This window comes from Fimbriimonas sp. LA-C6, from assembly GCF_055398105.1.
Genome location: NZ_AP038796.1, coordinates 3,646,859 through 3,660,081 on the forward strand (window position 1 = coordinate 3,646,859; position 13,223 = coordinate 3,660,081).

14 protein-coding genes are annotated in these 13,223 nt (G+C 52.8%); 8 read left to right on the plus strand and 6 right to left on the minus strand.

Features of this window, described 5'->3' with window-relative positions; translation table 11 throughout:
* Window position 1: 1 nt before the first annotated feature.
* From ACZ51B_RS16760 to ACZ51B_RS16775, 4 genes are read right to left on the minus strand one after another with little or no spacing between them, the layout of a single operon-like run.
* Window positions 2–1,279 carry an FAD-dependent oxidoreductase gene (locus ACZ51B_RS16760; protein ID WP_464294490.1) on the minus strand — a complete coding sequence of 426 codons (1,278 nt, stop codon included), beginning with the start codon at window positions 1,277–1,279 and terminating at the stop codon, window positions 2–4.
* Complete coding sequence (locus ACZ51B_RS16765; protein WP_464294491.1) at window positions 1,272–1,511, minus strand: (2Fe-2S)-binding protein; 240 nt, start codon at window positions 1,509–1,511, stop codon at window positions 1,272–1,274. The genes ACZ51B_RS16760 and ACZ51B_RS16765 overlap by 8 nt, the downstream gene beginning before the upstream one ends.
* Window positions 1,504–2,613 (minus strand): NAD(P)/FAD-dependent oxidoreductase, encoded by a 1,110-nt coding sequence (locus ACZ51B_RS16770; RefSeq protein WP_464294492.1) that lies wholly within the window; start codon window positions 2,611–2,613, stop codon window positions 1,504–1,506. The genes ACZ51B_RS16765 and ACZ51B_RS16770 overlap by 8 nt, the downstream gene beginning before the upstream one ends.
* Window positions 2,610–3,545, minus strand: a complete 936-nt coding sequence (locus tag ACZ51B_RS16775; RefSeq protein WP_464294493.1) for a proline racemase family protein — start codon at window positions 3,543–3,545, stop codon at window positions 2,610–2,612. Before ACZ51B_RS16775 ends, ACZ51B_RS16770 begins: the two co-directional genes overlap by 4 nt.
* 199 nt (window positions 3,546–3,744) lie before the next feature.
* On the opposite strand from ACZ51B_RS16775, the gene ACZ51B_RS16780 reads away from it, so the two are divergent.
* From ACZ51B_RS16780 to ACZ51B_RS16805, 6 genes are all read left to right on the plus strand, one after another.
* The gene (locus tag ACZ51B_RS16780) at window positions 3,745–4,140 is read left to right on the plus strand and encodes a ketosteroid isomerase-related protein (protein WP_464294494.1); all 396 of its coding nucleotides are present in this window, start codon (window positions 3,745–3,747) and stop codon (window positions 4,138–4,140) included.
* 861 nt (window positions 4,141–5,001) lie between these two features.
* Window positions 5,002–5,286: a hypothetical protein gene (locus ACZ51B_RS16785; RefSeq protein ID WP_464294495.1), complete on the plus strand. Its 285-nt coding sequence runs from the start codon at window positions 5,002–5,004 to the stop codon at window positions 5,284–5,286.
* A gap of 15 nt (window positions 5,287–5,301) precedes the next feature.
* The gene (locus ACZ51B_RS16790) at window positions 5,302–5,949 is read left to right on the plus strand and encodes a hypothetical protein (protein ID WP_464294496.1); all 648 of its coding nucleotides are present in this window, start codon (window positions 5,302–5,304) and stop codon (window positions 5,947–5,949) included.
* A gap of 488 nt (window positions 5,950–6,437) precedes the next feature.
* On the plus strand, window positions 6,438–7,169 hold the full coding sequence (locus ACZ51B_RS16795; RefSeq protein WP_464294497.1) for a hypothetical protein: 732 nt from the start codon (window positions 6,438–6,440) through the stop codon (window positions 7,167–7,169).
* Window positions 7,170–7,494: 325 nt separating this feature from the next.
* Window positions 7,495–7,644: a hypothetical protein gene (locus ACZ51B_RS16800; protein WP_464294498.1), complete on the plus strand. Its 150-nt coding sequence runs from the start codon at window positions 7,495–7,497 to the stop codon at window positions 7,642–7,644.
* A gap of 529 nt (window positions 7,645–8,173) precedes the next feature.
* The gene (locus ACZ51B_RS16805; RefSeq protein ID WP_464294499.1) at window positions 8,174–8,776 is read left to right on the plus strand and encodes an RHS repeat-associated core domain-containing protein; all 603 of its coding nucleotides are present in this window, start codon (window positions 8,174–8,176) and stop codon (window positions 8,774–8,776) included.
* Window positions 8,777–9,126: 350 nt separating this feature from the next.
* Here the strand turns inward: ACZ51B_RS16805 and ACZ51B_RS16810 are convergent, their stop codons facing one another.
* Window positions 9,127–9,411, minus strand: a complete 285-nt coding sequence (locus ACZ51B_RS16810; protein ID WP_464294500.1) for an integrase core domain-containing protein — start codon at window positions 9,409–9,411, stop codon at window positions 9,127–9,129.
* 195 nt (window positions 9,412–9,606) lie between these two features.
* Between ACZ51B_RS16810 and ACZ51B_RS16815 the strand changes: the two genes are divergently transcribed.
* Entirely contained in the window at window positions 9,607–9,834 is a 228-nt protein-coding gene (locus tag ACZ51B_RS16815; protein ID WP_464294501.1) for a type II toxin-antitoxin system ParD family antitoxin, read from the plus strand.
* A gap of 62 nt (window positions 9,835–9,896) precedes the next feature.
* Here the strand turns inward: ACZ51B_RS16815 and ACZ51B_RS16820 are convergent, their stop codons facing one another.
* Entirely contained in the window at window positions 9,897–11,501 is a 1,605-nt protein-coding gene (locus ACZ51B_RS16820; protein WP_464294502.1) for a M14 family metallopeptidase, read from the minus strand.
* A 113-nt stretch (window positions 11,502–11,614) separates the two neighbouring features.
* Here ACZ51B_RS16820 and ACZ51B_RS16825 point away from each other — a divergent pair, with 113 nt between their 5' ends.
* The gene (locus ACZ51B_RS16825; RefSeq protein ID WP_464294503.1) at window positions 11,615–13,093 is read left to right on the plus strand and encodes a S10 family peptidase; all 1,479 of its coding nucleotides are present in this window, start codon (window positions 11,615–11,617) and stop codon (window positions 13,091–13,093) included.
* Window positions 13,094–13,223 lie beyond the last annotated feature (130 nt).

Sequence of the window (13,223 nt, forward strand, 5' to 3'; positions counted from 1 at the left end):
ATTAATGTTCCTCGTGATTGGTATTTGCCGAAGGGAGTTCGGCGAGATGTTGAAGTGTCGTCGGATAGATTGGAAGCCTCACGGAATCCGGTTTCCATCCAAAAATTGTTCGGGTTGCAGCGCCGCAAATCCTGCCCTGGCAGGGACCCATTCCGCACCGGGTCTGAAGCTTGGCATGACGCCAACCCATCTCCGGTGAAAGCTGATTGCGCCGCACGTCTTCACAGCGGCAGATGACGGTCTCCGAAGTCGCAAGAGACTTCAGCTCTTCCCGCAAGGCAAAAGCCTCGTCAAGCTTCTTCGCAAACTTCTGGTGGCGCTGGCGTTGGCTGAATAACGCTTCGGCTTTGGACTTCTGTCCAGTAGCACTGTATCCAGCAATCTGCCCCTCGACAATCGAGAGATCCACACCGCCAATACAAGTCGGCTCACCCGCGCAGTACACACTCTCAGTTGAGGTCTGCTGGTAGGTATCCACCTTCACAAAATCGCCATCAAGGGTACAGCCAAGAAGCTGAGGTAGCTCCGTATTTGGAACCAGTCCGTAAGCACAGGCAACATAGTCGCACTCCACTTCCCAGGTCTTGCTACCGTTCGTCAATTCAACCTTCTGAGCCTGACCGTCGCCACTTACCGACTTCACCCAGGTTCCAAACTGATACGCCTTCTTGGCCTGCCGTGAATACTGAATCGCCTGCTTCAGCTTGGTTGGCTGAAACGCAATCTCAAAACCAAACCCAAATAAGCTAGACAAAGAAGCCTGCTCAACCAGTCCAACAAGCTGCGCTCCAGACTTCGCGAGGGAAGCAGCCACGGCCATCAGAAGAGGACCCGACCCGGCAACCAGAACCCGCTTGCCAGAGATCTCCAAACCGGACTTAGTCAGCGCCTGAAGGCCACCCACACCCACCACGCGGGGCAGTGTCCAACCAGGGAAGGGAAGGAACAGCTCTCGGGCACCGGTGCACAGGATCAACGACTTGTGTCGAATCTCAACCAGCTTCCCAGCGCGCTCCCCGACTGCGATTCCCGTCCTGGGGACATCGAAAATCGAGGTCCCAGGAACGATATTGACCCCACTCGAAACAAGTCGATCCACCCACGGTTGTGCCTCGGGGTGGATCTTGGCCTTGCTGGCACGCCAGATCTGGCCACCTGCAGCAGGGTTCTCATCTACCAGGCCCACACTCTTGCCAGACTCGGCAGCGGCAATCGCGGCAGCCATTCCAGCGGGGCCGGCACCGATGATTAGGACGTCAAAATCCAACTGCTCAGGCATCTGTTTCAACCTCCATGCCGTTCTCGCAAACCACGTTGCAAGAGCGTTGGTGGGTTGCGCCGTTGATCTTCAGGCGGCACTCAAAACAGATCCCCATCCCACACAGTGGAGCGCGTGGATCTTCCTTCACGGATCGTCTAAACCGGGTCTCCCCCATGTTCATCACCGCTGCAGCCACCGTCGTTCCAGGTTCAACGCTTACCGATTTGCCATTGATTTTGAGGTCAATCATGGTCTTTCACCGGCCTTGAAGGGAGGTAGGGGGTAGGGTCGATTTGGGAGGGCTTGCCAGCAATCATGTCCGCAATCAGTCGTCCACTCGCGGTTGCTGTGGTGATGCCCAGTCCCTCGTGACCTGCACAGATGTAAAGTCCTTCCTGCTCTGGCAAGGGTCCAATTAAAGGCAACTTATCTGGGGTAGTGGCTCGGAAGCCGGTCCACACTCGGATAGCGGAGAGATTTGCGATGCCAGGCATATACATCAATGCGCGGTCCACCATCTTCTTGACAATGCTTCGGTCAATGCTCGAATCCCATCCCACAAGTTGGCGGGAGGAACCTAGGAGCAGCTGACCTGTTGCGCGGGGTTGCAGGTTGAACGCAACCGACTCCTTGCTCATGGTGTGGGCACTCTTCAAGTAGCCAAGCTCCACCAACTGGTGGTTCACAAACCCTGGATACCGGTCGGTGATGATGAGGTGGCCCTTTCGTGGCTGGATGTTGAGGCTGGGAGTCAGTTCGGCGGCATGGCCACCGGCTGCATTCACTACGTTGTTGGCTTCGAGGCGGGTGCCGTCTTGCAAGGTGACGGACTTGCCGTTCATGGCGACCACCTTGCTTTGCACCAGTTTCGCGCCTTTGGCAATCGCCTCATCCAGCATCCATTGAGCGGCAGTCATCGGGTAGATCACGCTGTCATCGATCACTCGAAGGGCGCCGGCGAGGTCGTGTTTCAGGTTCGGTTCGGCTTGGCGGAGGAGTTTTGCATCCAAGATTTCCGACTTGAGTCCGCGGGCTGAGTAGAACTGATGCTTGGACTCCACGTGGCTAAACTCTTCCTCATCTGCCGCGACCCAAAGGGTGCCCGTGTGAGTCACTTCGCATCGCTTCGGCATGATCTCGTAATGCTCTTGCCAGATCTTCTGAGAGTAGCTGGTGAGGGCGAACTGGGCGTCGGAGTCGTCCATGACGACCACATGGCCCATGCCAGCAGCAGAGGAGCCGCCACCGATGGCTCCGCTCTCGACTACGGTCACCTTGAGACCTTGGCGGGTGAGTTCAAGGGCACAGGAAGTGCCCACAATCCCACCGCCCACTACGATCACATCGGTCATGGGAGGATGCCGTTCCGGAATGGGTCTCGGTCGTCAAAGATCAAAGTTGATTCAGCAGTGATGAAAGCTGTTCCTGTGATTTGTGGAATAATTCCGTCTCCATCCTGTACATATTGTCCCTCAAAAGAGCTTCCAATAATGCTCTCCTGGATCCAACGTTGACCTGGAAGAAGCTTGCCATCGGCTGCGAGGCAGGAAAGTTTGGCACTTGTGCCAGTTCCGCAAGGAGAGCGATCGTACGCCAAACCGGGGCAGAGAACGAAGTTGCGGCTGTTGGCTCCGGCATCTCCAGGTTCGCCGAACAGTTCTACATGATCGATTTCCGCTCCATCTGCTCCGGTGATTCCTTGTGCTGCCAGGGCGTTTCGGACGGCGACGCTGTAGTCCGTGAGTTGCTTGAGGTTGATGAGTGAGAGAACGTAGGGGCTGTTGGCTAGGAAGAACCAGTTGCCTCCGTAGGCGATATCGCCTACGACTGTTCCGTACTCGGGGACCTCAACAGATACTGCTTTCTTATATCGATAGCTGTGGATGTTGGTGATGGTGACGCTGCCGTCGGGGTGTAGGCGAGCGGTGACATTGCCGACTGGGGTCTCGATGGTTACATCGCCTGGTTCGATTCGACCGAGATGCTGAAGGGTTGCTACTAGGCCAATGGTTCCGTGGCCGCACATCCCTAGGTATCCCACGTTGTTAAAGAAGATCACGCCGAACTGAGCTGCTGGGTCGCTGGGTTCGCAGAGGAGGGCACCTACTACTGCATCTGAACCGCGAGGTTCGCAAACCACTCCGGAACGGAGTCCGTCGAACTTAGTTGAGAGCTCTTCAAGCTGGTCACTTACGGACCCTGGTGAGAGGGTGGGGCCGCCGGAGACTACTACACGTGTAGGTTCACCCTCGGTGTGACTATCGATAACTACGATGCGGGTCATTTGAATTAAGGATACAGCCCACCAGCACCAAACCGGGGCGTAAGGATTGATGATACATTAAATGCTTCAATGTTGAACAGTCTTGAACCTGAAATTCCGTGAACTTGCGCGGGGAAGACCGAATTCGATACGTAGGATGATGAGTATGGGGATCTGCGGGTTGCCCCCTCCCTTAACCTCGTTTCGATCAGAATAGAGCATGAGTGAAATTGAGCGTCTGATTCGTGCCTACTTTGATGCTTTCAACCAGCACGATGCTGAGGCGATGATTGCTACCTTGTCGGAGGACGTGGTGCATGACATCAACGAGGGTGGTCGTGAGGTTGGGAAGGCTGCTTTCCGGGCTTTTAAGGCGCATATGGATGAGTGTTATAAGGAGCAGATTACGGACCTGGTGGTATTTGCCAACGGTAACCGGGGTGCTGCTGAGTTCACTTGTTCCGGGCAGTATTTGACCACGGACGGCTCTCTGCCACCTGCTAAGGGGCAGACCTATTCGATTCAGGCTGCTGCGTTCTTTGAAGAGGTTGATGGGAAGATCACCCGCATCACCTCGTACTACAACCTCCGAGACTGGCTGGCTCGCGTTAGCTAAGCGCTCGTTTCGATCAGATCCCAAGGGGCACATGCATTGCCATGTGCTTTTTTTGTTTTGTGGGTTTTTCCAGAATTTTTTTGGATATTCGGTTTTCAAAGGGCTTTGTGGTTTTGGGCCTTGTGCGTGATGATACGGAACAGGTGGGTTGAGGGTGGGGCTTTGGGCTGGGTTTGAACCTGATTTTTAGAATTGGAGAGGTGGGTTTGGTGGTCTTTGGGGTGGTTGGGAGCGGAGTTTGAGAGTGGTTAAAGGGCGAAAAATAGTACTAAAATTTGCCTCTTTTTGGGGTGTTTTTGGGCGTTTTTCGTGAGTTTTCGGGAAAAAGCGGATGGTTGTTTGAGAGAGCAGGAAGGGCGTCTAGCGCGTCGCGACGGGGCCTGTGTCACCACCTGGCATCAGGAGTAGGAGTTGGGAACACAAGTGGTCAAAAACAAACTGCCCACCTCATGTGCAAGGCGGGCCGGGAGTCGCTTCTGGAGACTTCGCGACTCAGAACGAAAGGAGAACGAAGACAAGAGCTGGGTCAGAGGCATTGGAGGCATCCACACAACACAGTTAACCTATCCCGATACGAACAGCGAGGAGCCATGCCAACTATCCTCCCTAAAAATAGGTGAGACTGAAAGATGTAGGTTTCATAAAGAAACTTTTACTAATTATTGAAGTAAAACTCACTTCAATAATGGAAAGTACCCACAAGTGACAAATAATACGCACAAGACACATTTTCTTTCGTATAATCGCGAGCATTGTGCGGCAATAAGCCCACCACGGGACTCGATGCTAGCGGAAAATCTTTCGTTGCAGAGATGGATTCTATGCTGCTTTAGTTTACAATTGAACTGATTGAAAATAAATATGGCACCCCCCATTCAGTTCTTCGCAGTAAGGTATGGGCAATTTATGACCGGGATGATGACTCTTGCAGAGTGTGCCCTTATAGAGTCCCAACGACGTGGAGCAACGGCAGCGGGCTCTCCGAGTCCAGAGGCGGGTGATCTCCTTCGCGGACAAAGCGCGAAGTATATCGCCGAATATGTAGTCGGGTTAATCTACATGGGACAAATGTCGATGATGATGATGCAGATGGCAGACTATCTCGGAGGTGGTCCATCTGTAGGAGGCAATCCTCTCCTGAATTAGCTGTAGAGCCCAAAAATGAAATCTTTAGTAGATCAATACTCAGATTGCATTAAGATCTTGAGGTCAAGATTTGATGATATGCATTCAACTCTTGGGCTAACTTCGACCGCTGATCCAATTGTGATTAGGCGGTCGAAGATTCTCTTGGATATCTTGGCCGTGCGGGTAAGTTCATTGTCGTCAGACGGTGCCCTTTTTCAAACTCAATTTGATTTGCCGGAAGGGAGTCGCTGGTATGTCTACATGGAGTCTCAGACGGATCTGCAATTTCCTTGGAGGATTGGGGCTGCAATCGAGCGATTGGGCACCTCCCTCTTGGCACCGATCAAAGTTCTTCATGGTCCTGATACTTCACCTCCACTCGACAGGTTCGAGAAGCTTCGAGAAAGAGTGTTGACTGACATTGTCTCTGGGTTGACGCCGAAACTTGTCGCTTTACAGTCATGGCATGGAGCATCTATTGTCGACATAGCTATTGGTGACGAGTTATTGGTTCGGACTATCAAACTGAGTCAAGCCCTAAGCCCTGTGGGCATTATGGGGGAGGGTCGCCTGTCCTGGGATTTAATGGGCGTTAACCGCTACGAAGATATCTGCTGCTTTGAGACCTTGCAAGAGGAGTGTGCCAAGTGGATGGATGACATTCCCAAGTTCATCACTTAGTTATGCATATTGACTTTGCCTATACCAGTTTATGATTGGATTTCCGGTTGGAGGAAAGCTTAAGCTCAGATCGAATCCGAAGCGGAGTTCTAAGTTGGGTAAGGCAAACGCGTGGCTCGTAGCGGGTCCTTTGATTTTAAGGAAGCACGCTAGGTGTTGAAGGGGCCGGTGTGTTGCTATAGACGAAACTCAGAACGGCGCGGAGTGATCGGCCCGCGCTAAGCGGTGGAACGAACCGGCCAGCTAGGTGCGGGTCCATTCGCGAAAGCTCAAGGAGATGCGTTCATCAACGAAGCGGGGGTGGATTAGCAGACTGTAGCAGCGATGGGCGGGGCCAGCGAGATGCATACTAAGATCGGCTAGGTCAAGCAGGGAATAGGCTGCATGAATGTGGTCAACGTCTTGGCAGCGCAAGTCGCGATAGGGGTGATAAAGATCATGCTCGAATTTTTGAGCGAGGGGCAAGAGCTTTGGGAGTGGTTCAAAAGATGACCGAAGCGGAAATGGAGTCGATTCGCAGCACGGCAAGTAGCCTGATGTCTTTGGGCTCGGGTTCGGAGAAGTTTGCGTTCGAAGTATGTGCGGTTACCTCTCGTGTCATTCTGGCGCTGAAGCCACATCCGAACGGGATTCTGCCGACCTATGTGTCGGATGAAGGTGCCTGGAGTGCGTTCAAGGTGAGCGGCCTCTTGGATTTTTTCAAGCACACCCGCGCACGGCTGGACGAGGGGCATGTCTCCTTTGGTCCAGGCGACGTGCTTGAAGCGTTTGGCTGTGTTCGCAGATTCTGGTCGCTTTGTCTTAGGCAGGAGGAGGGGCGGATCGAGCCAGAGAGCAATCACCAGTCTTTAGACGAAATAGAAGCGCTTGACTCAAGTTCCTTGTCGTTGAGAGAGTTGGCCTCCCGCCTATCGAAACGCTTCCCTCTGCCGCAGACCTTTCAGGAGTGGGAGCGTGAGCAATACGTCGATATCGTGGCCCTGATGGTCGGTGGCGCTGCCCATTGCATGAGATGCTATGAGAAAGCTGGGGACCAACGGAGAGTTGACGACTTGCGAACGCTTCTCGATGGTGAGGACCTTGCGAAGTCGATCAAAAGAGCTCTTGCACTTTCAACTCGGCATGCCGACAGTTCCCTCGACGGGAACGAACTCGAAGAACTCTTCACCTTCTCGCTGAAATTCAGCTCAGAACTCACTGCCATCGATACAGTCGGATAAGGTGACTTTAAGGATGGAACGTTGAAGGTTCTTCTTATGAGGAGACCTCGGTAGCTCGTCAGAGTCGGTGAACCTCTTGCGTTTACTGGATGCGGTCTTTCTGAGCCAGATGAAAGGGAATTGACCGATTCCCGTTCTAATGGCTAGTCTCATAAATAAGAGCTCTTCGATTATCTCGACTGGATAGAAACTCGACTTCATACAGCGGACGGTTGGCGCGACGGTAACGCTAGAACTTGCTATAGCGGCAGCTGAAAAAGCTGTGCTTTTCGCTGCCTTTACCTTTTCTGCTAACAATTTAGATGGGTCGTATGGAATGGCTGACATGACCATTGGCTTGGCGGTCGAAGGGGCCCTAGAGTGGGCTAAACCTTTTCTGACAACCACTGCAGCAGGAGCAGGGTTTGGAATGAAGACACTCGCCTATGCAGCGATTGCTGCTGCTTATGCATATACAATCATCTGTGTTGCATAGATGGTAAGTGAGGCGATAGACAATGCTAGTCACTAGTTGTAGAGTAGAGCGGGTGAGGTGCTAATGTCTGTTTGGGCTTGGTGTGGGGTGTGGCTGATCGGAACAGTCTTCACTCATGTTAGCGACAATGGTATTGGGCGAATACTTGGAAGATCAAGGCATAACTCTGTGTATATCCGATCTATTGTCCTCGTGATTCCCTCAATCTATGTGCTCCGCCAGTCAGTGTCGACGGGTGTTCTCATGATCGTTTTGAGCCTGACTTTGATTGGCATTTCGGAAACTCGACGAAGGAGACTAAACGATGACAGGAAGGATGTCATCGTCGGCCAACCCAGTCAGTAACCACCTCAAGAATCACAACTGGCTGTGGGAAGCGCTCTAGACCCTGACGCAGTGCCAGAACGGTTGTGAGTGCCGGTCAGTACCTAAACGTGATATTGTTTGTGCCTCACTGCGTCGCGCTCTGCAAACTTGTCTACGTGAAATTAGGGTCACTATATTGGAGGACCTCCCTTGCTGCAGGAACATGCTGCATACTCAGCGGTCAGTGTCGGAGCGATCGTGTGGTCTGCCTCCCATCGTTGAAGGCGGGATAACTAGAGCTCTCGCCTGTGAGTATGAAATCCGTTCTGGAAACACGACAGGCTATCCGAAAGGACGATACTGCGCAAACCTGGGGCATAGAAAAGACGATGAGTCTGACCTGATCTTTATGCACTCAAGATACTACGATCTTGCAAGCGGACGCTTCATAAGCGAAGACTCCGCAATCAGCGGACATGACTGGTTCACGTATTGTGATAACGATCCGGTGAATTTTATAGATGGCAATGGGATGTTCAAAACCCCCGAAGGAAGGCTCACGTATGCATATGATACTTTTATGGCATTAGGATGTACTGACATTGATCAGTGGTCAACAGTTCAGGTTGATGCCCTGGAATTCCTCGTTTTTGGTGTTGGGGCAACTCTCCTAAGTGCCATAGCCGCAGGCTTGAATAGCCCCGCTGCTCATGGTATTGAGGCAATAGCAATCGTTCCGACTGCGGCATATTCGACGATCCTAGTCGCTGGCTTGTTCTGGTGCTACGAAGGATCTGGTGGTAGTGAAGATACTCATGGAGGCTAGGAAATTCCCTTGAAAATTGTAAAGCTTGACATAATTTGGTCATTGGCGGGTCTTGTCATTGGCAGTGTGTCGTGGATCGGATCTACATTCAAAACGTCACCGCATTTCAAGCGCATTTACTCGGCACTACTCCTTCTTGCCGGTTTCGGATTACTGGTCTTGTTGCCTGCTTCAGCCATTCTAGTGGGCACCGTTCGATCGGTAGTTGGGTTTGCGTTTGTTTCAGTCGTGATCTATGCGTCTCTTAGCATTGGCAAGCTCATATGCAAAAGGGATGCCGGCGATAATGGTGGCGCACCTTGAAAGGGTGACATTCTAAAAAGCATGGAGATGGGTGACCATTAAAAGAGTCAATCTGCAGAGAAGTATGGAGAAGCTAAGTGGTCTACCCCATCGGTGAAGGCGGGATAATTAGAGTCCGCTGTCCTGTGAGTATGGGTGGTCGTGGCGGCGTTCGGAAGGAGGGAAGGCTTAGCCCGACCGGACTCTGAACGCCGCGTGCGGAACAGGTCCGGCGCCTCGTTCTCAATCGACGAATGCGGCCTCTGCTCGTTGTACCAACGTCGGTATGCCGCAAGCTTCACCTTAGCATCCGCGAGGTTATGGAAGACCTCGACCTCCTGGCCTGCCCACATAGTTGAAGTCGGGATAACTAGAGCTCTCGCCTGTGAGTATGGGGTGTGGGGGTGTTATGGGGGTTTGCCGGTTAAGTTGCTGATGTCAGTTATTAAGAAATGCTAGGAATTTGCATTTTCTCGTGTAATCGGGCTGATGTTGATGAGATTTTTTTGGGAAATGCCAATAGTCATTTTAGAACCCTTGGTAAGACTATGAACGTGTCACTGACTCCCGAATTCGAGAATATGATCCAGCAGAAGGTGAAGTCTGGTTTCTATAACAACGCTAGCGAGGTGATTCGAGAAGCTCTGCGACTTCTTGAAGAGCAAGACGAGCTGAAGCGGATGCGGTTGGAAGAGCTTAAGAAGCAACTCCGACACGACATTGACTCCAAACTGTTTCCGAACGGCATTCAAGCAGATCCGCGATTGTCTGCGTAGGTTGGTTCATAGCGTGAAAAGATGGCCCTTTCTAGGAGAGCAGGGCCATCTTTTTGTTTGTGTTAGCGGACCAAGGCGGCTTTTACTTGGTCGTAGCTCTTGAGGATTGGGTAGGTCTGGCCTGCTTCGAACTTCTCTCCTAGGAAGCCCCAAGCGGTTGCTCCGTCTTGGCTTTCGGGTTCTAGGATATGAAATGCGAGCACTCCTAGGGGTTGTGCCATTCGGACCACGTAGGTTCCTTCGGCTGCCGTTGCCGACCCTTGTGTGAACGTCCCATCTAGTGTGATGAGCTTGTGGCCTTGGAAGGCGGATCTGGCTGTGGTCACTTTGTTGATGGAGAACTTCTCGACGTTTCCGCTCCAGGTTTCGGCCAGCTTTTCTACGATGACGCCGTGGCGCTTGAGGAGTTCGATGGTTTTGGACTCTGAGGCTGGGATGAAGTAGGCGGCGGGGTACTTGGATGTTTTGGTGATCTTGAAGCGATCGTAGATCGGCATCTTCTCTTTGATGATCTCGGTTGGGCGGGAAGCGATGTCGTACTTCTCACCTTTTGCACGAGGCTTTTCGAGGAGTACTGTGTCTGGTCCGCGCTGGTCTAGGTCGAAGCGGACTCCCATGGGAGGTGCTGTCGCTGGGTTTTGGCCCCATGCGACGACGGTTGCATCGGCGCTTCGGGTGAGAGCTACGACCTGTTTGGCTTTGTCGGCGACGTATTGGATGGTGCTGGTGACGAACTTGTCGGTGACTTCCACTCGGGCTTTGAATGGGATGTAGGTGGTTGCTTCGGAGAGGATGCCGATTCTGTTTCGGAGGCCTACGTAGTTGGTGCAGTAGCGACCTTCCATGCCGAATGTTGCCCAGACGGTTTGCTTGCCGAAGCGCTCGGTGTTGCCGTAATCGAAGAGAGGGAGGCCATATTTGCTTTGGATTTCACGTCGGACATGACCTATTAAGGTGTCGCGTGAGAACTTCGCGATGGTGGCTTCGGTGTTTGGGTTTTGGGGTGGGGCGTAGGTGAGCTCCCATCCGTGGCGTGTTCCATCGGTGGTGTGGAGATCCATCATCACGTCTGGGTTCCAGGCGTTGTAGACGTTGGCTAGGAGTGCGGAGTTTTCGGGTGATTCGGATTTGATGGCGTCGCGGTTGAGGTCGAAGCCTTGACCATTGGGTCGGACGCCTACCATTGGTGGGCCGTCTTGTTCTGGTCGGTTGACCGCGACTGGGCCGAACTTCTCGTTGCCGTCGATGTTGTAGATGGGAACTACGATGAGGATGACCTTGCTGAGGAGCCCTTTGGGACCTGCCTGGCATAGGCGTCGCAGGACGATCTGTGCTGCTTCTTTGCCTTCTACTTCTCCTGCGTGGATGTTGGCCTGGATGTAGATGATGGGCTTTCCGAGGCGCTGTGCTTCTGCGGGGGTGGAGACCGGGGGATAGGATGCGATTGCCATGGGGATATCGCGGCCTTCGTGGCTGGTTCCGATCATCTGGATTGAGACGGGCGCTCCCATCTTCTGGAGGTCTTTGAGGAAAGTGACTACATCTGAATAGTGAGAGGTCTCATTGAAGTTGGTTCGCTCGGCCCGTGTGAGTGGCCATTCGGAGGCGAGGGCGTGAGAGAGGAGGAGGCTACTGGCAACAAGAACACCGGCTTTAAATCGCGACATGGTTTGGGTCCTCGAACCTGAGAAGCGTGTTCTGTGGTTCGACTAAACGCAAGAGTAGTGCATTGAGCGCTTGCTTGGCTAGTGTAAATGACGTATTCTGAGCATCTCTCTTTATGAAGTGTTTCCGAATTCTCAACCTCACTCTTGCTCTTGGCGTTGCCGCGAGCTGCCTGGCACAGAAGGCTCCTGACCCGAACGATGTGGGTTGGGTTCGCAAGGACCACACGCAGGTGATTGCGGGCAAGTCTTATACCTACACGGCGACGAGCGGCTTGATGCCGATTCGGAACACCCAGAGTGGGGAAGTGGAAGGGCGCATCTTCTTCACTGCTTACAAGCTTCAGGGTTCGGGCAAGAAGCGGCCTGTGACGTTTGTGTTTAACGGCGGTCCTGGCTCGGCTTCTTTGTGGCTGCACCTTGGTTTCACTGGTCCGAAGCGTGTGAAGATGGAGCCGGATGGCATGATGCCTTCTCCTCCTTATGAGCTCGTGCCGAATGATGAGTCGATGTTGCCTGAGACGGACCTGGTGATGATTGACCCGGTTGGTACGGGCTATAGCCGTCCTGAGAAACCGGAGTACGGCAAGAAGTTCTGGGGTGTTCAGGAGGACATTCAGTCGGTTGGCGAGTTTATTCGGATGTATCTGACTGAGGAGAGCCGGTGGCTTTCTCCTGTCTTTGTATTGGGTGAGAGCTACGGTGGGATTCGCGGCTCGGGGTTGGCCAAGTGGCTTACGGGTAATGGCGTGGGGCTGAACGGTTTGATCTTGGTTTCGCCGTACATCAATGGGTCGGTTCAAGACTTTGCTCGGGCTAATAACCAGCCGTATGCGTTCTATTTGCAGACCTACACCGCGACCGCTTGGTACCACAAGAAGCTGCCTGCTGATCTTCAGAAGCGACCGCTTGCGGATGTGGTGGCTGAGGTGAAGAAGTTTGTTTATGACGAGTACATGCCGGACCTGACGATGGGCGATCTGCTTAGTCCTGAGAAGCGAAAGGCGTTGGTCGCGAAGTTGTCTCGCTATACCGGACTCAGCAAGACGTTCATTGAGAACAGCAATCTGCGCATCTCTGATAGCTTGTTTTACAAAGAGATTCTTCGGGATGAGAAGTTTACGGTTGGACGGTTTGATTCTCGGTTCAAGGGGATTGATCGGATTTGGGCGACGGACAGTCCGGAGTACGACGCTTCGGATGCGGCGATCACCCCTCCTTTCACTTCCTGTATGAACGAGTACATGCGGAACGATTTGGGTTACAAGACCAATTCGAAATACTTCGTGCTGGGCGAAGGTTTGACGGGTGGCTGGAATTCTGGTGAGGGGCCGATTGAGCTTAGCGAGTCGCTCCGCAGCGCGATGACCCAGAATCCGTTTACGAAGCTGTTTGTTGCGATGGGCTATTACGACTTTGCTTGTCCTATGGGGACTGTGGAGCAGATCTTGGGTCAGATGGAGTTGGATCCACGATTGAAGTCGAATATTAGCAAGGGCTACTACGCTGCCGGGCACATGATGTATCTGGATGAGAAGTGCCGCAAGCAGTTGCACGACGACTTGGCGACGTTTATCAAGAACGCAGTTCGGTAGGCGTTCCCTTGATGCGTCTTAGTGAGATTCGGTCATAAGAATCGCACAATTGGGTCGCATTGTTTTGAATTGGGTTTGCAAGGGTGATAATGGAAATCATCTGTGATTAAGGTCGCTCTTGCACTCTCTC

Coding starts and splice junctions, on each gene's coding strand:
- ACZ51B_RS16790 (WP_464294496.1), top strand. CDS start 5,302: ATGAAATCTTTAGTAGATCAATACTCAGATTGCATTAAGATCTTGAGG.
- ACZ51B_RS16810 (WP_464294500.1), bottom strand. CDS start 9,411: ATGTGGGCAGGCCAGGAGGTCGAGGTCTTCCATAACCTCGCGGATGCT.
- ACZ51B_RS16785 (WP_464294495.1), top strand. CDS start 5,002: ATGGCACCCCCCATTCAGTTCTTCGCAGTAAGGTATGGGCAATTTATG.
- ACZ51B_RS16815 (WP_464294501.1), top strand. CDS start 9,607: ATGAACGTGTCACTGACTCCCGAATTCGAGAATATGATCCAGCAGAAG.
- ACZ51B_RS16780 (WP_464294494.1), top strand. CDS start 3,745: ATGAGTGAAATTGAGCGTCTGATTCGTGCCTACTTTGATGCTTTCAAC.
- ACZ51B_RS16775 (WP_464294493.1), bottom strand. CDS start 3,545: ATGACCCGCATCGTAGTTATCGATAGTCACACCGAGGGTGAACCTACA.
- ACZ51B_RS16765 (WP_464294491.1), bottom strand. CDS start 1,511: ATGATTGACCTCAAAATCAATGGCAAATCGGTAAGCGTTGAACCTGGA.
- ACZ51B_RS16825 (WP_464294503.1), top strand. CDS start 11,615: ATGAAGTGTTTCCGAATTCTCAACCTCACTCTTGCTCTTGGCGTTGCC.
- ACZ51B_RS16795 (WP_464294497.1), top strand. CDS start 6,438: ATGACCGAAGCGGAAATGGAGTCGATTCGCAGCACGGCAAGTAGCCTG.
- ACZ51B_RS16770 (WP_464294492.1), bottom strand. CDS start 2,613: ATGACCGATGTGATCGTAGTGGGCGGTGGGATTGTGGGCACTTCCTGT.
- ACZ51B_RS16805 (WP_464294499.1), top strand. CDS start 8,174: ATGCTGCATACTCAGCGGTCAGTGTCGGAGCGATCGTGTGGTCTGCCT.
- ACZ51B_RS16800 (WP_464294498.1), top strand. CDS start 7,495: ATGACCATTGGCTTGGCGGTCGAAGGGGCCCTAGAGTGGGCTAAACCT.
- ACZ51B_RS16820 (WP_464294502.1), bottom strand. CDS start 11,501: ATGTCGCGATTTAAAGCCGGTGTTCTTGTTGCCAGTAGCCTCCTCCTC.
- ACZ51B_RS16760 (WP_464294490.1), bottom strand. CDS start 1,279: ATGCCTGAGCAGTTGGATTTTGACGTCCTAATCATCGGTGCCGGCCCC.